This is a genomic window from Martinezella tropici, from assembly GCF_008370325.1.
Lineage (GTDB): Bacteria > Pseudomonadota > Alphaproteobacteria > Rhizobiales > Rhizobiaceae > Rhizobium > Rhizobium tropici_B.
This window is the reverse complement of sequence record NZ_VNIP01000003.1, coordinates 282,398-305,242: the sequence shown is the minus strand read 5'-3', so window position 1 is coordinate 305,242 and position 22,845 is coordinate 282,398. Positions and strand designations below refer to the sequence as shown.

General features: G+C 59.4%; 20 protein-coding genes. 9 read left to right on the top strand and 11 right to left on the bottom strand.

Annotation, left to right across the window (positions count from 1 at the left end; genetic code table 11):
• Entirely contained in the window at positions 1-555 is a 555-nt protein-coding gene (locus tag FP026_RS04290) for a slr1658 superfamily regulator (RefSeq protein WP_149633382.1), read from the top strand.
• An 18-nt stretch (positions 556-573) separates the two neighbouring features.
• Positions 574-912, top strand: coding sequence for a slr1659 superfamily regulator (locus FP026_RS04285; RefSeq protein ID WP_149633381.1), 339 nt, complete (start codon positions 574-576; stop codon positions 910-912).
• Between the two features lie 145 nt (positions 913-1,057).
• Here the strand turns inward: FP026_RS04285 and FP026_RS04280 are convergent, their stop codons facing one another.
• From FP026_RS04280 to FP026_RS04265, 4 genes are all read right to left on the bottom strand, one after another.
• Positions 1,058-3,052: a glycosyltransferase gene (locus tag FP026_RS04280; RefSeq protein WP_149633380.1), complete on the bottom strand. Its 1,995-nt coding sequence runs from the start codon at positions 3,050-3,052 to the stop codon at positions 1,058-1,060.
• Positions 3,034-4,266, bottom strand: coding sequence for an HlyD family secretion protein (locus FP026_RS04275; protein WP_149633665.1), 1,233 nt, complete (start codon positions 4,264-4,266; stop codon positions 3,034-3,036). Before FP026_RS04275 ends, FP026_RS04280 begins: the two co-directional genes overlap by 19 nt.
• A 459-nt stretch (positions 4,267-4,725) precedes the next feature.
• Positions 4,726-6,168 carry a M81 family metallopeptidase gene (locus FP026_RS04270; protein WP_149633379.1) on the bottom strand — a complete coding sequence of 481 codons (1,443 nt, stop codon included), beginning with the start codon at positions 6,166-6,168 and terminating at the stop codon, positions 4,726-4,728.
• 7 nt (positions 6,169-6,175) lie between these two features.
• Positions 6,176-7,309 (bottom strand): ROK family transcriptional regulator, encoded by a 1,134-nt coding sequence (locus tag FP026_RS04265; RefSeq protein ID WP_149633378.1) that lies wholly within the window; start codon positions 7,307-7,309, stop codon positions 6,176-6,178.
• Positions 7,310-7,691: 382 nt separating this feature from the next.
• Here FP026_RS04265 and FP026_RS04260 point away from each other — a divergent pair, with 382 nt between their 5' ends.
• Positions 7,692-9,191: an MDR family MFS transporter gene (locus FP026_RS04260; protein ID WP_149633377.1), complete on the top strand. Its 1,500-nt coding sequence runs from the start codon at positions 7,692-7,694 to the stop codon at positions 9,189-9,191.
• Between the two features lie 137 nt (positions 9,192-9,328).
• On the opposite strand, the gene FP026_RS04255 is transcribed toward FP026_RS04260, so the two are convergent.
• Positions 9,329-10,123 (bottom strand): FadR/GntR family transcriptional regulator, encoded by a 795-nt coding sequence (locus FP026_RS04255; RefSeq protein WP_149633376.1) that lies wholly within the window; start codon positions 10,121-10,123, stop codon positions 9,329-9,331.
• 418 nt (positions 10,124-10,541) lie between these two features.
• Here FP026_RS04255 and FP026_RS04250 point away from each other — a divergent pair, with 418 nt between their 5' ends.
• Entirely contained in the window at positions 10,542-12,002 is a 1,461-nt protein-coding gene (locus FP026_RS04250; protein WP_210247955.1) for a DHA2 family efflux MFS transporter permease subunit, read from the top strand.
• 22 nt (positions 12,003-12,024) lie between these two features.
• Here FP026_RS04250 and FP026_RS30120 read toward each other — a convergent pair whose 3' ends face one another.
• Positions 12,025-12,165, bottom strand: coding sequence for a hypothetical protein (locus FP026_RS30120; RefSeq protein ID WP_188112491.1), 141 nt, complete (start codon positions 12,163-12,165; stop codon positions 12,025-12,027).
• Between the two features lie 247 nt (positions 12,166-12,412).
• On the opposite strand from FP026_RS30120, the gene FP026_RS04245 reads away from it, so the two are divergent.
• Together FP026_RS04245 and FP026_RS04240 are read left to right on the top strand one after the other, a co-directional pair.
• Positions 12,413-13,459, top strand: coding sequence for an NAD(P)-dependent alcohol dehydrogenase (locus FP026_RS04245; RefSeq protein ID WP_149633375.1), 1,047 nt, complete (start codon positions 12,413-12,415; stop codon positions 13,457-13,459).
• Positions 13,460-13,631: 172 nt separating this feature from the next.
• Positions 13,632-15,374: a cation:proton antiporter gene (locus FP026_RS04240; protein WP_149633374.1), complete on the top strand. Its 1,743-nt coding sequence runs from the start codon at positions 13,632-13,634 to the stop codon at positions 15,372-15,374.
• Between the two features lie 4 nt (positions 15,375-15,378).
• Here the strand turns inward: FP026_RS04240 and FP026_RS04235 are convergent, their stop codons facing one another.
• Positions 15,379-16,290: an acetamidase/formamidase family protein gene (locus FP026_RS04235; RefSeq protein WP_149633373.1), complete on the bottom strand. Its 912-nt coding sequence runs from the start codon at positions 16,288-16,290 to the stop codon at positions 15,379-15,381.
• Positions 16,291-16,428: 138 nt separating this feature from the next.
• Positions 16,429-17,382, bottom strand: coding sequence for a GlxA family transcriptional regulator (locus tag FP026_RS04230; protein ID WP_149633663.1), 954 nt, complete (start codon positions 17,380-17,382; stop codon positions 16,429-16,431).
• Between the two features lie 85 nt (positions 17,383-17,467).
• On the opposite strand from FP026_RS04230, the gene FP026_RS04225 reads away from it, so the two are divergent.
• The 3 genes from FP026_RS04225 (at position 17,468) to FP026_RS04215 (ending at position 20,618) form a co-directional block, all read left to right on the top strand.
• On the top strand, positions 17,468-18,160 hold the full coding sequence (locus tag FP026_RS04225) for a DJ-1/PfpI family protein (protein ID WP_149633372.1): 693 nt from the start codon (positions 17,468-17,470) through the stop codon (positions 18,158-18,160).
• Between the two features lie 257 nt (positions 18,161-18,417).
• Positions 18,418-19,431 carry an alpha/beta hydrolase gene (locus FP026_RS04220; RefSeq protein WP_149633662.1) on the top strand — a complete coding sequence of 338 codons (1,014 nt, stop codon included), beginning with the start codon at positions 18,418-18,420 and terminating at the stop codon, positions 19,429-19,431.
• Positions 19,432-19,784: 353 nt separating this feature from the next.
• The gene (locus FP026_RS04215) at positions 19,785-20,618 is read left to right on the top strand and encodes an alpha/beta fold hydrolase (protein ID WP_149633371.1); all 834 of its coding nucleotides are present in this window, start codon (positions 19,785-19,787) and stop codon (positions 20,616-20,618) included.
• A gap of 77 nt (positions 20,619-20,695) precedes the next feature.
• Here FP026_RS04215 and FP026_RS30115 read toward each other — a convergent pair whose 3' ends face one another.
• The 3 genes from FP026_RS30115 to FP026_RS04205 all read right to left on the bottom strand — a co-directional run bounded on the left by FP026_RS30115 (position 20,696) and on the right by FP026_RS04205 (position 22,729).
• On the bottom strand, positions 20,696-20,869 hold the full coding sequence (locus FP026_RS30115; RefSeq protein ID WP_086005378.1) for a hypothetical protein: 174 nt from the start codon (positions 20,867-20,869) through the stop codon (positions 20,696-20,698).
• Positions 20,870-21,126: 257 nt separating this feature from the next.
• Positions 21,127-21,633 carry a hypothetical protein gene (locus tag FP026_RS04210; protein WP_149633370.1) on the bottom strand — a complete coding sequence of 169 codons (507 nt, stop codon included), beginning with the start codon at positions 21,631-21,633 and terminating at the stop codon, positions 21,127-21,129.
• A 64-nt stretch (positions 21,634-21,697) separates the two neighbouring features.
• Positions 21,698-22,729 (bottom strand): CorA family divalent cation transporter, encoded by a 1,032-nt coding sequence (locus tag FP026_RS04205; protein ID WP_149633369.1) that lies wholly within the window; start codon positions 22,727-22,729, stop codon positions 21,698-21,700.
• Positions 22,730-22,845 lie beyond the last annotated feature (116 nt).

Here is a 22,845-nt window from a genome sequence, read left to right as displayed (position 1 = left end):
ATGACGACAGCAACTTTCGGCAGGGAAGATCTGGTTTCGTTCGACGCCGCCAATGCCCTTCGCATTCGCCTGTTCGACGGTCCGCTTCATCTGGCGTGGCGCCATTCGGCCATGACATCAGACTTTATCGCGGAGACGATGGCGCTCGGTTTCCGCGCTTCCGAGCGCCAATACAAGACGGTGCGACACGACATCGGTTACCTGACCAACGAGCTCATCGAAAATTCCATCAAGTTTCGCGGCTCAGGCGAAATCCTTATCGAGGCCTTGCTGGATACCGATCATTTCAAGATGCGGATCGTGAACCTGATCGACCGCGTAGCGGCTGCCCGCTTCCAACAACTATTGCAGAAGGTGACGGCCGGTGATCCCGGCGATCTCCTCATAGAACAGATCGAAGCAAGCGTTCTTGCAGGAAACAATGCGTCCGGGTTAGGACTGTTGACGTTGATGAGCGACTACCAGGCTGATTTGGCCTGGCATTTTGATGAGCATGGTCCGCACAAGCAGATCAAGCTGCAAACCTATGCCGCGATGGCGATTCCATCGACATGAACCCGCGAGAGGCCCTTTATGGAAATCAAAGAAGAAGCATTCCGCGTCTGGTCCGAAGGCAGTACCTTGTATTTCGACGGGACCATGCGCATGGCGGGTCCTGATGCCTATGCGCCGGTCTATGATCTGGCCAGGGAGATTCTCTATGGAGGCAGCGGCAAAGCGACTTTCGATCTGACTGGTCTACAGTTTTTGAACTCATCCGGCATCAATCTGCTTGCTAAATTGACGATCGAAGCACGCAAGAATCCGGATATTCACCTCACCATATGCGGCTCGTCGCAAATCCCCTGGCAAACGAAATCCCTGCCGAATCTCAAGAAGCTCCACCCTCTTGTGGATTTGCGTTTGACGTAACAATGCCCGCTCATTGCCGGCACGACCGTCGCCGACAGGATGGCGAAAGCCTGTAGGCTCGCTCATTCTTTGCGTACTCATGTAGGCGGGCACAATATTAGTCCGTATGCACTGCTCAAATCAGAAGTGAGGATTCAACTCCGGCTTAAAATGTGCGTACCCGGCCGAAGGAGCGCAGCAGAAGATTGACTGACACGGCGACCTTGTCGATGTCTGGAATATCCTGCGAATATTCTCCCGTGTAGAGCTTCACGATCATTTCGTCTCGAATAGCGCCGTGGAGATCGAAGTGAAGGTGGAGATAGTATGCTTGCCTGTCGCCGCCGCGGCTCATGCTCCTGCGTCGCTGCGTGACCTGCCTCAATTCCGCATTGAAAGGCGCAAAGCCTTTAAGGTGCAAGGTGACCGATTTAGACTCGAATTGTGAATCGGGGGGGATTGCCACGACCGCCTTGTCCAGCGCCAGGCTAACCAGCCGGCCAGAAATGTCGTCTACTGTGGCGGGTTCGTCCAATTTGAAGGCATGGAACAGTCGCTGGGGTTTCTCAAAGCAAATTAGGGAGGCGATAAGCAAAACGACGATATTGATGCCTGCCCAAAAGGCTGCGATCGGCGAAAATTCAGCCTGAAGTTGCGTGGTCTCGGGGACAATATCGATCAGTAATCCGAGGGCGGTGATCATGATCAAGGTTGCGATCCAGGAAAACGTGTACCGGTCAAATTGGCCTGCTTGGTTGCCGCTGCCCTTCGGCGTCACTCTAAAGGGCTTGCCGAAGGGTCGTATCAGGCTCGACACAACGGTCGGCAGCATTCGGAACGTCGCAAAGGTTCCGACGGCGCTTGAGATTACCGGCAAATATCGTGTTGGTGTTATCCAAAGCATGAGAAGGAAATAGGCCGCCAGCAGCGGAACTTGATAGGAGACATAGTCGGCCATATCCGTGAAATAAAGCGGCAGCAGTCCGAACCAGAGATAAGCAATCGGGATGACCAGAATCATCAAGCGGACCAGATACTGCACCAACCATGAAGCCGGCAGGAACATGATGCGTTGGAAAAGCGATAGTCCTGGGCCGCGCAATGGGCCATTGTGCAGGAAAAGCGTTTGAATGCCCCCCTGGCACCAGCGCTCACGCTGAACGAAATAGCCGGTCAGATTTTCCGCCGCGAGCCCCATCGAAAGACGTTCGTTCAAATAGCGCGTCTTGTAACCCTTGTTGAGCATGGAAAGTGTAGTCAGCAGATCCTCTGTGATGGACTCCGTCGGAAAGCCGCCGATCGCTTCGACTGCCGTACGTCGTGCGATCGAACATGAGCCACAGCAGAAACTGACATCCCATCCATCCCGGCTGGGCGCGATTTCGTCGAAGAACAGGCGTTGTTCATCCGGCCAGATGTTCTCAAGCCCCAAATTCGTCTGCACCGGATCGGCATTGAAAAAATGCTGGGGTGTCTGGACGATGCCAATGGTTTCATCGGAAAAGAAGGGTAATGTCCGACGAAGAAAGTGCCGGTAGGGCACGAAGTCGGCATCGAACACGGCAACGAATTCACCCGAGCTGACCTGCAAGCCGTTATTCATGTTGCCGGCTTTGGCATGTGCGTTGTTGCTGCGCGTAACGTGAATGGCGTTTTTCTGTTCGCAAAAGGTTTTGAGCCAATCGCGGCGCTGATCGTCGAGGACATAGACTTTGAGTTTGTCGGCGGGATAATCGAGCGACAGGGCGCCTACGATTGTCCTTTCCAGAACGTCCAGCGGCTCATTGTAGGTGGGAATGAAGACGTCAACGGTCGGTAGTTCGCGTCTCTCACGGGCAAAAAAGGTGGTGCCTAGCCCGTCCGTCTCGGCGCTTCGGTTGACGTAACGGCTCATGAGCACAAGGAAAAGCACGACGTCGGTGAAGGCTAACATCTCGACGACGAAAACGAGCCAGACCCAAAAGAAATTGATTCCATCATAGGGATAGGGAAGGACGGTTTGCGTGAAGCGCCAAAGCATGTAGCGTAGTGCAACAGCTGCGACGAACCCGCAGGTGATCGTCCTGGTCCAGCTATGATGGCGTGACCAATTGAATGGCCCCAGAAGAAAGAAAGCCATTACGAGAAAGGTCGGAGCGAGAGCTAGAAGATACTGAACCACAGGTTCTTGACCCAATTCGAAAGACCGATCCCGCGCCTGGGAAACCGGACCTGGACTGTCCGTCCCACTTGGCAGAAATTCTCGAAATCGCCGTTCATGATGGATGATTCCAGGCGAACCCGAATACGAGCACTGCGTTGTGATGAAATCGGCAGGCTGGCTGCAAACGAATCGGTTTCCATAGCTGCCGAACTGCCTTTCACGGAAACGACCTCGCCTTTGAAAACATCGCTGCGCCCAAGTAAGCGAACCTGCGCGACCAGCCCGGGATAGATATCATCATAATCCACTTCGGGGACGAGGATGTCGACAAACAGTTCCCGACAATCCAGTATTCGCATGAGCTCATTGTTAAGGACGACATTGGAGCCGTTGACGACGCTTCTGCTCCAAACGACGCCGTCGAACGGCGCCGTCGCCGTCGCGGACTCAAGGCTGCTAACGCGGATGCCCTCCTCGGTCAGCTGCTTTTCGACCTCCGCGGCTCGTGTTTCATTTTCGGCTATGCGTGAGTTCAAATCGCTGATGTGGACGATAACCTCGTCCTGGCGCTGCCGGGAGTATGGGACGTCATTTTGACCATCTCCGAACACAAAAATACCTTGTCGAACCGCGCTCAGCCGCTGTTGCAATTGATCGACGGTCAGATTGCTCACTTCGACCTCACCGACGGTTGCGGCGCCAGCGGCCCGTGCCGCATCGACCATCCTTTGCGTGAGAATACCCCTGGAGGCGAGCTCTTTGCGGCGGTCGAGGTCTACCTGTGCAGCGAGATCCTGTGCCTGCGAAACCTCTACTCTCTTTCGCAGGATATCGACTTCGCGTTCGAGGTTCGAAATCGTGGCCTGCTTGAAGATTTCCAAGCGATTGCTCAGTTGTTCGCGAAGCTGCGAGAGGTCGTCGCGTTCCCTCTTCAGGGCAATCACACGATCGCGGGCGGTGTTGCGCTCTGCTTCGAGTGACGCCAGAACCGCGCGGTTCACGCGCGGATTGCTGATTTCCACGAGGCTTTGGCCGGCTTTGATGGGAGTGCCGACTTTGACGGGCTCACCTGAAATCACGCCATCTATAGGAGCATTGACGAGTGCCAGCCGAGCATTGACGGTGCCGTCACGGCTTGTATAGCCGGTGATTGCTGGCAAGGAGACGACAATTGCGAGCGCCAACAGCAGCAGACCTACGATAACACGGGTAATGCGATGATTCCAAATCATGTCAGCATACGAGAGGATCGGGTTAGCGGAGTAGGCCGCCGAGCTAATGTCGGCAAAATACAACTAAATCTTGCGTAATTTAGCGTGGCGAAATTTAGCAGGCAAGGGGTGACCTTCGACTTGCGTTAACGAAAGGCGCAATGGCCGTCGATCTCGGTTCTTTCGGGCCGATTGGAAGGTCTGCGACTGATGTCCGCTTGCGCCACTTGGCGACGGTCTCGTGATTGATCCGTAACGCTTGGCCGGCGTCCTTTAGGCCCTAACCTCGAAAGAAGCTTGAGTGGCTCCGGAGAAAGTATGTGCCAGCCCGCTCGATGACAAGAATCGAGGAATCTGCGGAGAGAGTTCTCACGGATCAACAAGACTTGTAGAAGCGAGTTTCGGTGCGATATTTGCCCGGATTTCGAGGGCGTCAAGGCCGGATCGGTGCAGCAGCCTCTTCCATCCGGGCAAGACCCTTCAACGACCGAGGGCGCGCGCCGAAAGAGCTGTTTCGGGTGTGAAGTCGAAATCCTTGTCGAAGGGGTAGGTCGGCTTCTGCTTGCGCAGGCGCGGCAGGCGCTCGACGAACTGATCGACGACACCGGGCGACAGCGCCATCAGGTTCGGATTGGCGATCGGCGCCAGTTCCGGTGAGAGGTAGCCGGATTTGACGACGATGATCTTCGCCTTGTTTGGATCGAGCCCAAGGCGGGTGAAGTCGGCGATATTGTGATAGGGACGGCGCTTGGCCGACAGGACGAGGTCTATGTCGCCGATAGAGACGACCGCCTGCGCGTCGCTCGCCTCCGCGACGTCGAGCAGGAACTTGATGGTGAAGCGGCCCTTCACCGGTTTGCTGCCCGCCGTGTCGAGCGACGCGCCGACGGAAAGATCGAGCGTGGCGCCGAGGCCGGCGGAGTAGCAGGCTTCTGTCGCGGCCTTGTCGGCAATGCCGGCGAAGATCACGCCTTGCGCGCCCTTGGCAATCAGTTCCGCCAACACGTCGGCGCGGTCGCCGACGCCGCCGCCCGTCGGATTGTCGCCGGATTCCGCCAGAACCACGGGCGCGGTCGCGCTCGCAATCGCCCTTGCGACACATTGCTCGATCGAGCCGGTCTCCGAGCCGAAAACGAAATCCTTGCGCACATCCCAATAGGCCTGCGCTAAGCGCTTTGCCTCGCGCTCGAGCACCGCTCGATCCGTGCCGGTCATGATGGCGGCGGCCGTGGCGCGCGGTTCGTCGGCCCAGACATAGCCGACCATGAGCGACGCATCCCAGACGCCGTCGAGGGCGTCGATCCGGGGCAGCATGTCGTAGAGGCTCTTGGCCGGCTCATCGACGGTGCTGGTGCGTTCGCCCGGCAGCACCACCGGGATCGGCGCCCAGAGTAGGATGGGTTTCACGCCGGTCTTCAGGCTTTCCGTCAGCATCTTGACGGCACGGCGCATGGTTTCCTCGACATCGATATGCGGCGCCGTGCGATAGGTGGAATACATGTCGAGCGCATCGATGATGCGCTGGGTGACATTGCCATGCAGGTCGTAGCTCGCCGAGACCATGCAGTCGTCGCCGACGACGGCGCGGGCCGCACTGATCCAGTCGCCTTCCGCATCTTCCATGCCCTCGACATACATGGCGCCGTGCATGGCGAGATAGAGCCCGTCAAGCGGCAGCAATGCCTTCAGCCCATCCAGGAATTCCGCCTTGAAGGCCTCATAGGTCTGGCGCGCGACAGGACCGCCGGCGATGGCTCTGGCATGGATGATCGGTAGGAATTCGCCATCGTAATCCCTCAGAAAGGCGAAGTAGGGTGCTGCGGTCAGCTCCGCGCCGCGCAGGACGCGAAAGTCCTTCTCTTCGTTCAGGACGGGATTGTAGGTGCTGCATTCGATATGAATGCCTCCGACGGCGATGCGCATGGGAACCTCAATAAGGGGTGGAACCAATCAGGAAATTATGAGCGGCGATGCTGGCCGCACCCCGTGCCCAGACATCGCCATCGACGCGCCGCGTGCGGATCGGCGTCTGGCCGGCATAGCGCGGCAATACGTTTGCCTCGGCTGCCTGCCGCATGACCGTGCCGAACAGGCCATCGAAATGTCCCTCGACATGGGTGATCAGGATCAGGCCGGGATCGTTGAACTGGATGAGATGGGCTATCGCCAGCCCAAGCGCGCTGCCGGCCCGATGCAGGATGCGGATCGCGGCGGCATTGCCGATCGACGCCTCCGTCTCCAGATCCTTGAGGGAATGGCAGGCAAGGCCCTCCGCCTTCGCCATTTCCTTGATTGCCTTCAGAGAAGCCACGGTGTCGAGGCAGCCACGCTTGCCGCAGCGGCAGGGCGAACCGTTGGGCTCTATGGTGCAATGGGCGATCTCGCCGGCGCCGCCATGATTGCCGCGATAGAGCTTTCCGCCGACGAAATGGGCGCAGCCGATGCCGTTGCCGAAGGAAACGACGCTGAAATTCTGCACGTCGCGGGCGCTGCCGAACAGCTTCTCGCTGACGGCGACCGCCTTGGCATCGTTCTCGATGAAAGTGTCGATGCCGGTCTTCTGCCTAATGATGCCAGCAAGCGGCACGTCCTGCCATCCGAGCAGGGTGGATTTGACGCAATTTGCCTGCTTCTCGTCGACGAAGCCGGAAAGTGCCACGCCGATACCGGAAAGCTTGCCGTCGGCCCTTTCTTGTTCAGCAAGCAACTTCGGCAGCGTATCGGCGATCATCTCGGCGATGGCATCGGGATCGCGCGACAATGGCATGGTCTGGCGCGCGATGATGTTGCCGTTGAAATCACTGAGCACCAGGGGTGCCGGATCTTCCAGCAGCGAAACTCCGACGAAGAAGGCACCCTCCGGATGCAGATCCAAAAGGATCGACGGGCGGCCCTGACCGTAGATAGTCTCCGTCTCCCGCAAGACGCCAAGGGAAATCAGATCGCGCGCAATTCCGCTCATGGCGGCTTTGCTTAAGCCCATGGATGCCGCCAGAACAGTGCGGCTCGAAGGACCTGACTGGCTGATGACCCGCAAGAGCTGCTGCTGGGAAGAGGTGAGCAATTCGGCGCTCCGTTGGAATTCCGGTTGGTACTCCTGCAGCTAAGTTCAGAAAATGAACAAAGACAAAGAAGTTAATTCATTAAGGCGCAATTATGTGGTATCGTCAATGGGCTTGAGAGCCGCGGTAGTGCCCTTTGGATCCGGATCTGTTGTTCCGAGATTTCAGGCCGCAGCGTCCGCCAAGAAGCAAGCGTGCTCGCGTTTAAACAGTTGACATCGACCGGCACCAATATGCAAAGCTTATTATAGCGATTCCGCAGGCCTCCGCCCTCCAATCGTCCTTGTCCCTAGACTTCGATCCCAGCATTTGAGCGCTCGACCATGGCCTTAATCGCGGCCTGCGCGTCTTCGACATCGAGTGCAGTAGTCAGAAAGGAATGTCATGTCCAGCACGGTCGATCGCTCGAGACGCCCGTTGGTCATCGTCTCGATCATGCTCGCGACCTTCATGGTCGCGGTAGAGGCGACCATCGTCGCCACCGCCATGCCGCGCATCGTCGGCCAGCTCGGCGGCTTCACCTATTACAGCTGGGTCTTTTCCGCCTTTCTCCTGGCGCAGTCCACCACAACGGTCATTTATGGCAAGCTCTCCGACATTTTCGGACGCAAGCCCATCCTCATCTGCGGCATCCTCATCTTCCTGGTAGGGTCGACGCTTGCGGGCTTTGCCTGGTCGATGGCCTCGCTTATCGTCTTCAGGCTGCTTCAGGGTCTCGGCGCCGGTGCGATCCAGCCGGTGACGATGACGGTCGTGGGCGATCTCTACAAGCTGGAAGAGCGTGCGAAAGTGCAGGGCGCGCTTGCCAGCGTCTGGGCGATCTCCGCCGTCATCGGCCCGCTTGCCGGCGGCATCATTGTCGACAACCTCTCCTGGGCCTGGATTTTCTGGATCAACCTGCCGCTTGGCGTACTCGCCATTGCCGGTTTCATGGTCTTTCTGCATGAGTCCATCACGCCGCGCGAAGCAAAGATCGACTATCTCGGCACGGTCCTGTTTTCGATATCGATCGTGTCGCTGCTCGTCATCCTGACGGAGACCGATGCCGGCTTTGCCGTTCTCTGTCCCCTTGCGATCGTCTTCGTCGTCTCCGGTATCCTGTTCCTGTGGCAGGAACGGCGCGCCCCCGAGCCGATCATCTCGATTGCTCTCTGGAGCCGGCGGCTGATCGCGACCAGCAATGCCGCCACGCTGCTTGCCGGCATAGCGCTCATCGGCCTGACCACGGTCCTGCCGATCTACGTTCAGGGTGTGCTCGGCCGTTCGCCGCTCGAGGCAGGTTTTACGCTCACCATGCTGATCGTCGGCTGGCCACTCGCCGTCATGCTTGCAAGCCGCTTCTTCCGCACCTTCGGCATCCGCAACACTCTGCGCGCCGGAAGTCTCATGTTTCCCTTCGGCTCGCTCTTCCTCCTGTTGTTGACGCCGGAAAGCAGCCCGGTGATCGCCGGCATCGGCTCGTTCCTAATGGGTTTCGGCATGGGCCTTATCAGCCTCACCAGCGTGGTATTGGTGCAGGAAAGCGTCGAATGGTCGATGCGCGGCAGTGCGACGGCATCGATCATCTTCTCGCGCAGCCTCGGCAACACACTTGGCGCAACCGCGCTCGGCGCGATCATGAATATCGGTATCGCGCATTACGGCAGCGGTGAGCTGGCAGCGAGGCTCCACGATATCCTCAACCAGCCGACCGGCCTTTCCGATCTTGTCGGCGACCCCGCAATTCGGGGCGTGTTCAATGCCGCATTGCACTGGAGCTTCTGGGGAGTCGTCATCGTCGCCTTGACGACCTGCGCGACCATCTGGCTTATCCCGGTCACGCGTGACGCTGGTCGCGGATCGCCCTTGCCCAAGACGGAGGCCCAGGATGCGATGACCCACTAGAGCCGGATGATTTTAGGTCGAATCGACCTAAAATCTGAATCCGCTCTAGAATCAAAGAAGTAGAGCGTGATGTCGTCCGAAAACCGCCTACACTTTTCGGCATCGCGCTCTAGCCTGCAAGGGCAAGTTGCGGTGCTTCAGAAGCCGTAGTCGCGGGCGAGCCAGGCATCCAGCAGGTTTCGCGATGCCTTGATTGCAGCATCCGAATCCTGCGCGAGGATGGCGTCGAGGATGGCCTTGTGAAGTGGCAGCGCGCGCTTTTGGCCCTCGGCTATGTCTTCCTGGCCGGAAAGGGTGCGGTTGGCGTAGATCCCGACGGCAATCAGGTCGATCAGCTGCGAATAGATCATGTTATGGGTGGCGGCGAAGATCGCCGTATGGAAGCGCAGGTCGGCATCGGCATTGCTGTTGACGTCGCCGATGGTGGACGCCATTTCCTCATAAGCGGAGCTGATGGCTGCAATGTCGCTCTCGCTGCGGCGCAGAGCCGCGCGCGCGGTGGCTTCCGGCTCGAGCGCCAGCCGCAAATCCTTGATCGAACGCATGATTTCGACCGACGGGCCGGTCTCGTAGTACCAGACCATGACATCCGTATCGAGGTGATGCCAGTTGGAGCGCTCCTTGACGCGCGTGCCGACGCGGGTCTTGATTTCCACGAGCCCTTTGCCGGCAAGGCATTTCATCGCTTCGCGAATGACGGTGCGGCTGATGCCGAATTGTTCGACGAGATCCGGCTCGTTCGGCAGCGTCGCGCCGACGGGATAATTCCCGCCGACGATGCGGCGGCCGAGTTCATGGACGAAATAGCCGAAGACGCCGCGCCGCGGGATCGTACCGTATTTTCGCACAAAAGCGTCGAAGGGCGATTGGGTTACGATCAGTTTCGACTCCGGCGTCGCCGGGGTGATCAATGCGTCGTGGCCATGTTTCATTATGCGGGCTCTTGTTCCTTATTGATGCGCCGTTGCGAAGACACTCATCGGCCTACACTGCGTTTGGAGGCTTCAAGCCAGTGTCTCCGGCCAGTTTGGGGCTGTTCCATATTGTTATGACGTCGATGCTGTTGTTCTCCCTGCGGCATTCTTCCGACGAAAAACCCTAGCATGTCTTGCGCATGCATGCCTACTAGCGCCGGATTGATCGCTCTGTTCACCAACATGAACCTGCCGGGGTGCTTCGCGTGGAGCGCGTTTGGATCGAGAGCGGTCGGCGTGCCGATCAAATTGCGCGCCGTGCGCTTCGCGAAACGTGATCGCTCAATCGATTGATGGGACGATTTCGGCCTATCGTAAACGTTACCGAGCCGGTTAAATGCATCCGGGTGCGAGGCGGATTCGGAGTGGCCGATAGATGAATGACATGTCCACGCGTGGGCAGAGGGAGGAGCGGCAACAGACTGGGTCTCGGTCGTTGTTGATTGCATTGCTCGTGGCAGGCGCCTTCTTCATGGAAAATCTGGATGGCACCGTCATCGCCACCGCGCTGCCGCAGATGGCCGTTTCCTTCGGTGCCCGTCCGGTCGATCTCAATATCGGCATGAGCGCCTATCTGCTGACGCTCGGTGTTTTCATTCCCATCAGCGGCTGGATCAGCGATCGTTTCGGCGCCCGTCTGGTCTTCACCACGGCGGTCATCATCTTCACGCTCGCCTCGGTCCTGTGCGGCTTTGCCAATGGCGTCGGTTCCTTCGTCGCGATGCGCATCCTGCAGGGCATCGGCGGGGCGATGATGGTGCCGGTGGGCAGGTTGGTCGTTTTGAACAACACGCCGAAGGACAAGCTGATTTCGGCTATCGCAACGATCACCTGGCCGGCGCTGGTGGCGCCGGTCCTCGGGCCGCCGCTCGGCGGCTTCATCACCGACCATGCAAGCTGGCGATGGATCTTCTTCCTCAATCTGCCGCTCGGGATTCTCGCCTTCGTCTTCTCGCTCATGCTCATTCCCGAAACAAAGAGCACGGCGCGTCCCCCTTTCGATTGGATCGGCTTCATCGTCAGCGGCATCGGCCTGGCAAGCCTGATGTACGGGTTGGAGCTGATCGGACGGCCGGAGCCGGTATGGTTGGAGGCATGGGCCTATGTGCTTGCCGGCTTCATCCTGCTTGCCATTGCCGTATTCCATTTTCTCCGGACGGAGCACCCGCTCATCGATCTTTCCGGGTTGAGGCTGCCGACCTTCGCCGTCACGATTTCCGGCGGATCGTTGTTCCGCACGGCTATCGGCGCCGTCCCGTTCTTGCTGCCGTTGATGTTCCAGGTCGGCTTCGGGCTTAGCGCCTTTCATGCCGGCATGCTGACCCTAGCCGTTTTTGCCGGCAATCTAGCAATGAAGCCGGCAACGACGCCCATCCTGCGCCGCTTCGGCTTCAAGCCGGTCCTGATCGTCAACGGCATCCTTAATGCCATCTTCATCGCGGCCTGCGCGCTATTTTCGCCCGACACCCCTCTCTGGTTCGTCGTGCCGGTGCTGTTCATTGGCGGCATGTGTCGGTCGATGCATTTCACCGCGCTGAATACGATCGCTTTTGCCGATATTCCGCCGCAGCAGATGACGGGCGCCAACACGCTGTTCAGCACAGTCTTTCAGCTGACCATGGGTATGGGTATTGCCGTCGGCGCCATCGGCATCCGCATCGGCCAGGCAATCAGTGCGCCGCTTGGTGCAAGCGGCATCGTTGCCATCGAATTCCGCCTGGCTTTCGTGATGCTGGGTATCATTGCGCTGCTAGCCGTGCTGGACTGCCTGCCGCTGGACCGCAGGGCAGGCGACAATGTCTCGCGCAAGCCGAAGCAGGCGAGGAAGGCGGCATGACGATCGTGTCTTTCCGAAGTGGTCAGTGCGGGTATTCGATGACGTTGTAGTGCAGCAATATCACCGGTATCGCCATCAGGATGATCAGAAGCATTGCGAAGCTTGCCGCACGCAGCATCTTCATCCGGCGGGCGCGCTGACCGGTCCAATCATATACTGTCATAATGAGCCCCTCCTTCTCTATTATTAGAAGGCAAGAAATGGAACTCCAGTCAATATTGGCAATAGGGAGCTAAATAATAAGAAATGTCTAATATTAATGCTGATAAGCCGTTGCCTGCAGGAAGGCCGCGGAAGTTTATCGGCATCGCGTAAAGATCGTTTTGTGAGGCCAGCTCACACGATATAACGGACAAAGATTTCGTCCCCGTGTCAGCGGGGCGTTGGTTGCTTGGAAAGAGGAAGAGGCGATGAGCAAGATGCGTGCCCTGGTTTTGGAGCGTCAGCATGAATTGGCGATCCGTGATATCGATCTGCCGCAGGAGGTTGGGCCGGGCGAGGTGAAGATCAAGATCCATACGGTCGGCGTCTGCGGATCCGACGTGCATTACTATACGCATGGCAAGATCGGCCCCTTCGTCGTCAACGCGCCGATGGTACTCGGCCATGAAGCGGCGGGCACGGTGGTCGCAGTCGGTGCCGGCGTGACGCATCTGAAGGTCGGCGATCGGGTCTGCATGGAGCCGGGCATTCCTGATGCCAATTCCAAGGCCAGCCGTCTTGGCATGTACAATGTCGATCCCGCCGTTACCTTCTGGGCAACGCCGCCGATCCATGGCGTTCTCACGCCCTTCGTCGTTCATCCGGCCAACTACACGTTCAAGCTGCCTGACAATGTCAGCTTTGCGGAGGGGGCGATGGTCGAGCCCTTCGCGGTGGGCATGCAGGCCGCAACCAAGGCCCGCATCACGCCCGGCGACACCGCCGTCGTGCTCGGTGCCGGCCCGATCGGCATCATGGTTGCAGTTGCAGCACTTGCCGGCGGCTGCGCGCGGGCGATCGTTGCCGATCTTGCCCAGCCGAAGCTCGATATCGCCGCGCAGTATCAGGGCGTCATCCCGGTCAACATTCGCGAGAATAACCTGGTGGAAGAGGTCAGCCGGCTCACGGACGGCTGGGGCGCCGATGTCGTCTTCGAATGCTCGGGTTCGCCGAAGGCCTGGGAAACCGTCATGACGCTGCCGCGTCCGGGCGGCGTCATCGTTGCCGTCGGCCTGCCGGTCAATCCGGTCGGCTTCGACGTTTCGACGGCATCGACCAAGGAAATTCGCATTGAGACGATCTTCCGCTACGCGCATCAGTACGAGCGTTCCATCGCGCTGATCGCATCCGGCCGCGTCGATCTGAAGCCATTGATTTCGGAGACCTTTGTCTTCGAGGACTCCATCAAGGCCTTCGATCGTGCGGTCGAAGCCCGACCGACAGACGTCAAGCTGCAGATCGTTCTTGATCAATAAGTTTCGGTTGTCACATCGCCTTGCCTTGAGCCTGGTATTCGGCCACGTGTATCGGCAAGGCGATGTTTTTCCTCAGTTGCACACGACCCCGTAGACGGCCCGGCAAAAGCGATGCTAGGTAGCCTTCAACAGAGGGAATAGGCTTTAACGCCGTGAAACGGGAAGGACCGCCGTGCCGCACGACGTTGCATTGATCGCATTGATTGCCGCGGGCTTCGTGTTCGCGGCCATTTTTGGCTATCTGGCCGACAGACTGCATCTGCCGCCGCTGGTCGGCTATCTGGTGGCCGGCGTCATCATCGGCTCGTCGACACCAGGATTTGTCGCCGATGTTTCGCTGGCGTCGCAATTGGCCGAGATCGGCGTCATCCTGCTGATGTTCGGCGTTGGCCTGCACTTCTCCGCCGCCGACCTGCTGGCGGTGCGCGGCGTCGCCATTCCCGGCGCCATCGGACAGATCGCAATCGCAACAGTGCTGGGTGTCGGGTTGACGTCGCTATGGGGCTGGAGCGTCGGCGCCGGCGTGGTCTTCGGCCTGAGCCTTGCCGTTGCCAGTACCGTCGTGCTGTTGAAGGCGTTGGAAGAACGCAATCTGGTGAGTTCGACCAATGGCCGCGTCGCCGTCGGCTGGCTGATCGTCGAAGATCTGGCCATGGTGCTTGCGCTCGTGCTTCTACCCGCCTTCGCCGGTGTCTTAGGCGGCCATGCGGATGTTGGCGAGCATGCCGCTTCCGGCTCGATCTGGATGACGATCGCCATGACCCTCGTCAAGGTGGCCGCCTTTGCAGCCGTTGCGATCTTCATCGGGCCGCGCGTGGTGCCCTGGCTTTTGACATCGGTCGCCCGCACGGGCTCGCGCGAGCTCTTCACGCTGTCGGTTCTGGCGATCGCGCTCGGCATCGCCTTCGGCGCGGCGGAGATCTTCGGCGTATCTTTTGCGCTGGGTGCCTTCTTTGCCGGCCTCGTGATGAGTGAATCGCATCTCAGCCACAGGGCGGCGGCTGACTCCCTGCCGTTGCAGAATGCCTTTTCGGTACTGTTCTTCGTGTCCGTCGGCATGCTTTTCGATCCCTCGGTTCTCATCCGCGAACCGCTGATGATCATCGGTGTGCTTGCGCTGATCATGCTGGGCAAGTCGCTGATCGCCTTCGGCGTCGTGCTGTTGTTGCGCTACCCGGCCAGCATCGGCTTTGCGGTCGCGGCAGGTCTGGCGCAGATCGGCGAATTCTCCTTCATTCTGGCCGGGCTCGGCGTTTCGCTGGGGTTGCTGACACGGGAAGGGCAGGATCTCATCCTTGCCGGCGCGATCCTGTCGATCACGCTCAATCCGCTGGCCTTCTACGCCACGGAGAGGCTGGAAAAATGGACCTTTGCCCGCTGGCCGTTCCTGGCGAACAAATACGGCATGGCCAAGCAGGACGGCCTGCGTCGTCAATTGACTGCAATCAACAAGCAGCGCGAAGAACGGGATCGCCAGCACCATCTCGAGATCGAGCAGCTCATCGAAACCTTCCCGATGTTTGCCGAACTCGATGACAACGAGCATGAGGAGCTGCTGCTCCTCTTCCGGCCGCGATCGGCCTCGCCGGGGGATCGCGTCATCCGAACCGGGGATCGCGGCGACAGCATGTTCTTCATCGCCTCCGGCGCGGTCGAGGTGCAGCTGGAGGATGACGAGATCCGGCTCGGCGCCGGTGCTTTTTTTGGCGAAATGGCGCTGCTGACGGGCGCACGCCGTACGGCCGATGTCGTCGCTGTCGATTTCTGTCAGCTCTTCGTGCTGGACCGCCGCGACTTCAATCTCTTCATGTCGCGTCATCCGCAATTGCGTGCCGCCGTGAGCCGCATGGCGCGCGAGCGGCAGGAGAGCAACGTGTCGCGCCAAAGGCGCGACCTGTCGCAGGATGCAGGCTGACGCCCTATCGACGCTTCAGCCAGTTTTTCGAAACGCGGCAGGCCATCGTATAGGCAGGGTCGAAGACGTTGCCGACATCATAGCGGACTACCTGGCCGAGAAGGTGGCTCGCCGCCGTTTTGTCGAGGCCGTAATCGGAGCCGAGCCAGCGCAGCATTTCGCTGGTGGCATGCTGCAGGGCCTGATCGAGCGGCCGGGCATTGCCGATGGTGAAGATATCCTCCGCAGTCTCGCCGCGCGGCCAGACGATTGTCTTTTTCTTCTCCACGCTTAGTCGCACCATCACTTCGAACGTGGTTTCGATCCCCGTACCGACAATCTCTCCGTCGCCTTGCACCGCATGACAATCGCCCAGAAAGAAGAGCGCGCCCGGCGCCGAGACCGGAAACCAGACGGTGGTGCCCGGCCCGAGCAGGCGATAGTCCATATTGCCGCCGAACTCGCCGCTGGTCGCAGTCGATATGGCCTGGCCGAGCGACGGTGCGACTCCGAAGCAGCCGATCATCGGCGACAGCGGCAGCGTGAGGGTTTCGAGACCGGCAACGGGCTCGGCCAGCCGCGCTGTCAGGGCTTCGCGATCGATCCGCCAGATCACCTTTTGGCTCGCCGGCAGAGCGCGGGCGTCGTGCGGGTCAACGACATTGCTCGCGACTACGCTGCGAGTGAAGCCGGTATCGCGCGTCGGCACCATGCTCAGGATCTCGACCTTGAGGGAATCGCCAGGTTCCGCGCCTTCGATGAAGATCGGCCCGTTCATCGGATTGGGGCCTGAGATGCGGTTGATATCGTGCTTATCGTAGCCGGCGGCATCGAGCGTTTCTGTGACGACGGTATCGCCGTCGGCGACATGCAGGGCTGGCGGCAACGAACCGATGACGTTGTGATAATGGGTGGGGGCGAAACGGTGTATTGCCATTTTGCTTAAGCCTCGTGTGGAATCCGGTTACGGCAACCTATGATGACTCCGCGCATATGGGAAAGAGCGTTGCGCGATATTCTTGCGCGATGGCCGGCTGGCTTGGCACACTGGCAGATGCTGCCATTGCAACCGGCTTCAAGCGAAATGATCGCGAAATGCCTGCGGTGTTGTCCCGAATTTCCGCATGAAATTGCGCCGCATGGTTTCTTCCGAACTGAAGCCGCAGCGCATGCGCGCCTGATGCACGCTCAGGCCTTCTTCCAGAAGGCGGCGGGCTGCTTCGATGCGGATTTCTTCGACGGCTCGCGCGGGTGTCCGCCCGGTCGCCTTCAGATAATGGCGCGAGAAGCTGCGTGCGCTCATATTCGCCCGCTCGGCAAGCGTCTGCAGGGAAAGGTCGGTGCGCAGATTGTCCATGATCCAGCCATGCAGGCGGTCGAAGCGTTCGCCACCTTCCTGAAGCTTTAGCGTCGTACTGAATTGCGCCTGGCCGCCCGGTCGCTTCAGGAAGACGACGAGTTCGCGCGCGACCGAAAGCGCCAGCGTACGGCCAAGGTCGGCCTCGATCAAGGCGAGGGAAAGGTCGATGCCGGCTGTCACGCCGGCGGAGCTCCAGATCTGCCCGTCCTGAACGAAGATCGGATCGGGCTCGAGCTTCACCCGCGGAAAGCGCTTGGCGAATTCTTCGCAACGGTTCCAATGGGTTGCCGCCCGTCGCCCGTCCAGAAGACCGGCTTCCGCCAGCAGAAAGGCGCCGCTGCAGACAGAGGCTATCCGCCGGGCACTCGCGGCTCGCCGGCGCACCCATTCGATCAGGCCGAGATTGTCGCAGGCTTTATTGACGCCCCAGCCGCCGGCGATGATCAATGTGTCGAGCGGACTATCGGCATCGGCAAGCGGCGCGGTCATGAGCGCCAGACCCGAGCTGGTTCGGGTCTGCGTGTGTTCCGCGACCACGACAGCCTCGTAGGGTTTCGGCCGATCGAACTCGAGCGCTGCTGCCTCGTTGGCGCTGGTGAAAACCTGCAGCGGACCGGTGATGTCAAGCAGCTGCGCATTGTCAAAAGCGAGAATTTCGATGCGGCGCATGATTGGCGAGAAATGAGGGTTGTTTGGCAAATGTGCCAGATCGTTGTCGCATAAGCTCGCAAAAGTCAATCATCGGAGACATATCATGACCATTCGCTTCGGCCTGCTTGCCTTTCCAGGCGTCCAGCAACTCGATCTGACTGCACCTTATGAGGTATTCGCCTCCATGGATGATGCCGAGGTGCATCTCATCTGGAAGGATGCGTCGCCCATCGTTTCGGCAACGAAGCTCATATTGCAACCGACGACGACGTTTGCCGAATGCCCGCCGCTCGATGTGATCTGCGTCCCCGGAGGCGTCGGCGTCAACGCGCTGCTGGAGGATGAAGCGGTCCTCGGTTTCATCCGGGAGCACGCAGCCCGAGCCCGCTTCGTGACGTCGGTGTGCACTGGCGCTCTCGTCCTTGGCGCGGCTGGCTTGCTTAAGGGCAAGAAGGCGACGACCCATTGGAATGCGAGCGATTTCCTTGAGAATTTCGGAGCTGTCGCCACGCCGGGGCGCGTCGTGCGGGATGGCAATCTCTTCACGGCGGGCGGCGTGACCGCCGGCATCGATTTCGGACTGACGATCGTTGTCGCCTTGCGTGACCAGGAGGAAGCCGAAGGGATCCAGTTGTCGCTGGAATATGCGCCGGAGCCGCCGTTTCATTCCGGATTGCCGGAGAAGGCCAGCGCCGAGGTGCTGGCCAGAACCAAGGCACGCCTTGCCGGCTCAAGGACGGCGCGGCAGGCGATCATGGCTCGCCTTGCGGCGGCTGCCGGACACGAGCCCGGATGAGCATCGATTTGTCCACTGGCATTGTCACTTCGATGAAATGGAGCGCCGATAGGGAAGCGGTCGTAGGTTGATCATGTCGAGGTCGTGATGGTCGGGCGGGCGAATGGAATTCCGGTCTCACGTCACCCATCATACTTGACACAAATAGCTTTTCTGCGACCGTGGGATCATGACATCGTCCACAGCCTTGCGGGGAAAAGGCTCATTTGATGAACGAGTTCCGATCATTTCGCTGCGTGTCACGCTTCGTCACGGCGATGACAATCCTGATCAGCACAGGTCTGATCAGCGCGAGCCTTTCTCCGATATCCCCGGCTGTGGCTGCCGAGACATCCGAGATGGCGCCGCAGACCAAGGCGTCGAGCGACCAGGTGGAAAAGCTTATAGGCACATTGCGCGACAGCAACGCCATGTCAGGCTCGGACCTTGTGCAGCGGCGTGCCGGTTTCGAGAGGCTCATGGCATCGACGCCAGGTCCGATGCGTGTGCAGATACGGCATGTCGATGCCAATGGTGTGGATGGCGATTTGATTTGGCCTGCGCGATTGCATCATCCGATCGGCCGGCGCGCCATTCTTTACCTGCATGGCGGCGGCTTCTACAGCGGTTCGCTGCGAACGCATATCAACATCGCGGGCGCGCTTGCCAAGGCGGCGTCGGCCGATGTTTTGCTGATCGATTATCGCCTCGCGCCGGAGAATAGCTTTCCCGCGCAAAGGGACGATGCGGTTGCGGCCTATCGCTGGCTTCTGACGTCGGGATACAAGGCCGGCAATATCGTCGTTGCCGGCGAATCGGTCGGCGCAACCTTGGCCATCGAGGTCGTCCTCAATCAGCTCCACCTGAGGGGTCCGCTTCCCGCGGCGGTCGTTGCAATGAGCCCGGTCACCGACTTTGCGGGAACGGGTGCCTCACTGACGGCCAATGCGTCCGAGGATCCATTCATGGGCAAGGACGAGCTGACCCTCATCCGCAATGCATTCGTTCGGGATCGATCCTTCGACGATCCGGACATATCGCCGCTCTATGACAATCTCTCCGGCTTTCCGCCGCTGCTGATACAGGTCGGTTCGCGCGAGACGCTGCTCGATGACAGCAAGAGGCTGGCGGATAAGGTGCGTCAGGCAGGCGGCAGCGTGAATCTGGAAATCTGGCCGGGCATGATCCATCAGTGGCAGATTTTCCCCTTCTGGCTCGACGACGCAAGAAAGTCGAATGCGAGAGTTGCGGAATTCGCGATATCGCATTTCGCCGACAGGCCGATGCAATAGCTTTCATGCGCAAGGGCATGCCAAGCCTCGATCCATTCGAGATCGAAGGCGAGCGTTTGTTTTGCCTGTCTTGCGCTGTCATCACAGTGTCATTTATTTATCGCGATAAATGATTGCGGAGTAGTTTTCTGGGTAGACAAGGCGAAAGAAAGGTCTTATCCATATGTTTATCGCGATAATAAATCGCACAATAACATTCAATGGAGATTGAAATGAGCCAGTCGATCCATCAAGCTACCCGCCGGGGCGTTATGACAGCCGGGCTCGGCCTTGCCGCCGCTGCAGCCGTCACACCCTTCGCTCAACCTGCACAAGCCTCTACAAAGCAAACAACTTCGAAAGGTAAGGACACAATGAGCAGCAGTACGATCACCACCAAGGACGGCACGCAGATCTTCTACAAGGATTGGGGAGCAGGCCAGCCGATCGTCTTCCATCACGGATGGCCCTTGAGCTCCGACGATTGGGACGCCCAGATGCTCTTCTTCCTCCATCAGGGCTACCGCGTCATTGCCCATGACCGTCGCGGCCACGGCCGCTCCAGCCAGACGGCAACCGGCAACGAGATGGATACCTACGCCGCCGATGTGGCAGCACTTGCCGAGCATCTCGACCTCAAGGGCGCCATTCACGTCGGCCATTCCACAGGCGGCGGCGAAGTTGCCCGCTATGTGGCGCAGTATGGCGGTCATGGCCGCGTCTCGAAGGCTGTGCTGATCGGCGCAGTGCCGCCGATCATGGTCAAATCCGAAAAGAACCCCGGCGGCCTGCCGCTGGAAGTCTTCGATGGTTTCCGCGCCGCACTTGCAGCCAATCGCGCTCAGTTCTTCCGCGACGTTCCCGCCGGGCCGTTCTACGGCTTCAACCGCCCCGGCGCCGTCATTTCGCAGGGCGTGATCGACAATTGGTGGCGTCAGGGCATGATGGGCGGCACCAAGGCTCATTACGATTGCATCAAGGCCTTCTCGGAAACCGACTTCACCGAAGATCTGAAGAAGATCGAAGTACCGACGCTCGTCATGCATGGCGACGATGACCAGATCGTGCCGATCGCGGACTCGGCCCTTCTCTCCTCGAAGCTGCTGAAGAACGGCACGCTCAAGGTCTATAAGGGCCTCCCACACGGCATGGCCACCACGCATGCAGACATCATCAATGCGGATCTGCTGGCCTTCTTCAAGGCTTGAAGCAACCCAAGAGCAGTGCGCCCGCCAAAAGGCGGGCGCTTTACAGCCTGCCGAGTGCTGTTACCACCCCCACCATTTCAGCTGTCGAGTTTCAACGAGAGCTGAACGGCGCGCGGCAAGGGCGGTAGCGGCCGGCTGATTTCGACACGGCGCGTCCAGTTGGCGCGCCGTTCCTGTTCGCGCTCCCGAAGTGCCTTCGAGACAGCGACAAATGTCATTGCACGTTCGATGACTTGTTCTGCCTTGGTCATGGAAATCTCCATTTGTTCACTTTATGTTCTCATATTAGGCGCGCAAAGTCAAGCAAGGGACATCTTTGGACGTTCCTCCTTCCAAGCCACTGGAGGACGCAATCTCCAAGTCCGCTCCGATGGCAGGGCATCGCATGTGAAATGAAATCGTTGCTGCGCACCTCTTCTCCCGAGGAGAGAGGGAGCCTGCGGCGCCGACATGTCCTATATGCGATTGCCCTGGCTTCGATCGGCGATTGATTGGATTGCCTGCCCCGCTATTGGCGGCGCAGGTTGATTTCACTGGTAATGATGGATTTGCCCGAGGTCAGATCCTTGTCGATGGTTCTCAGCGTCAGTTGGCCGCTATCCTGTCTGCGGATGGTCATATTGGCATCCCTGTCGCCATTGACGAGGCGCGCCCAGTTCACGGCCAGATTGATGACATCGCCCTGCCTGCTGCCCGACAGCTGCGACGTCGCGCCGGATGGACCGGTATAGGTGCCGGAATATCGGTTTCCCCGGGCCGTGAGCTGCGCCGAAATCGCGCGGCTGATAATGAGAAGGCCACGGCAGTTCCCTTTCATGGAAATCGAAGTGCCTGGTGCGCTGATGTTGAATCCGCAGGAGACATCGATGGGCGGGCTGCCGATTTTTCGAAGCACCTTGCCGGTTCCCGTCCAGCTGCCGTTCAACGGTTCCAGAAATCCACTCTCGTCCGCGGCCGCGGGAGTTGCGGCATAGAGCCCTGCAAGGATTGCGAGAAGGCATGCCAGTCGGCGCATGGTGATAGCCTTTTCACGGGAATTGACGGAGAACGCCGCAAAGACATCGACGGTTCCGCCGCAGTCACAGCCAATTGATGCGCTTCAGCACATAAAGAGTGATGATGGAGGTGATGGCGACCAAAGCGACGATGATGACGAACGCCCAGGTGTCGTTGACGCCCGGAATGCCGCCGACATTCATGCCGAAAAGCCCGGCAACGACACTCGGGGGCAGGAGGAGCGCAGCAAGCGCTGCAAGCCGGTTTGAGTTGCGGGCGATACGCTCGCTAATGACGGTGGAAAGGTCGTCGTGCAGAATACTTGTCCGGTCGCGGATTGCGTCGAGATATTCGATGCAGCGCATCAGCTTGTCGATGACCTCGCGCATTCGGAGTTTGTCGCGCTCGGCAAGCCAGGGAGCGTCGTCGTGTTCGATGCGGGTGAGGGCATCGCGCTGCGGCGAAAGATAACGTCGCAGCTGCACGGCCCGCCGGCGAAGCAGCTTCAGGCGCTCGCGGACCTCGGCGGCTTCGCCATGGAAGATCAGCTCATCCAGCTCGTCCACTTCTTCGTCCATCTGGTCGAGCACGGGTTCGAGATCCCTGACGAGCTTGTCGCTGACGAGCGCCAGCAGCTCGCCGGTGCGCTTCGGCCCTTTGCCCTTTCCCAGTGCCTGGCGAATATCGCGAAGGGCCGTGATGTAATGTCCGCTGTCACGAAGCGTCACGACACGGTTCTCGTCCACCCAGGCATGAATGGGCACCAGATCCAGTTCCTCGGCGGCGCCTTCGACGTCCTCAGGAGGAGCGGCGCATACGCCGCGAAGGATGATCAGCAGGCCGTCGTCAACCGGCTCCACGCGCGGGCGGGATTCGTCTTCCAGCAGTGCATCCGCGACGAGCGGATCAAAGCCGCCACTGCTGATTACCCATGCTGCCGCGGCATCATGATTACGCTCCAGATGGACCCAGAGGATGCCATCGGCCGGCTTCCAGCTCTGCAGGCCGGCAGCGCCGATCTCGCGACAGCCGCCATTGCCGTCGAGAAGAACCGCGAAACGTATGCCAGGCTCGACACCGTAGCTGAGTTGAACCGTCTGGCCTGCAACCTCCATCCGCTCCCATCCTCCCCCGAGTATAAAAGAAAGCGAAATCATGAGTCTATTTTTAGTAGTTCTAGCACCCCTCGGCTTGAGGCGGAACTAAAGTTTATGACGAATGATCGTGCTCG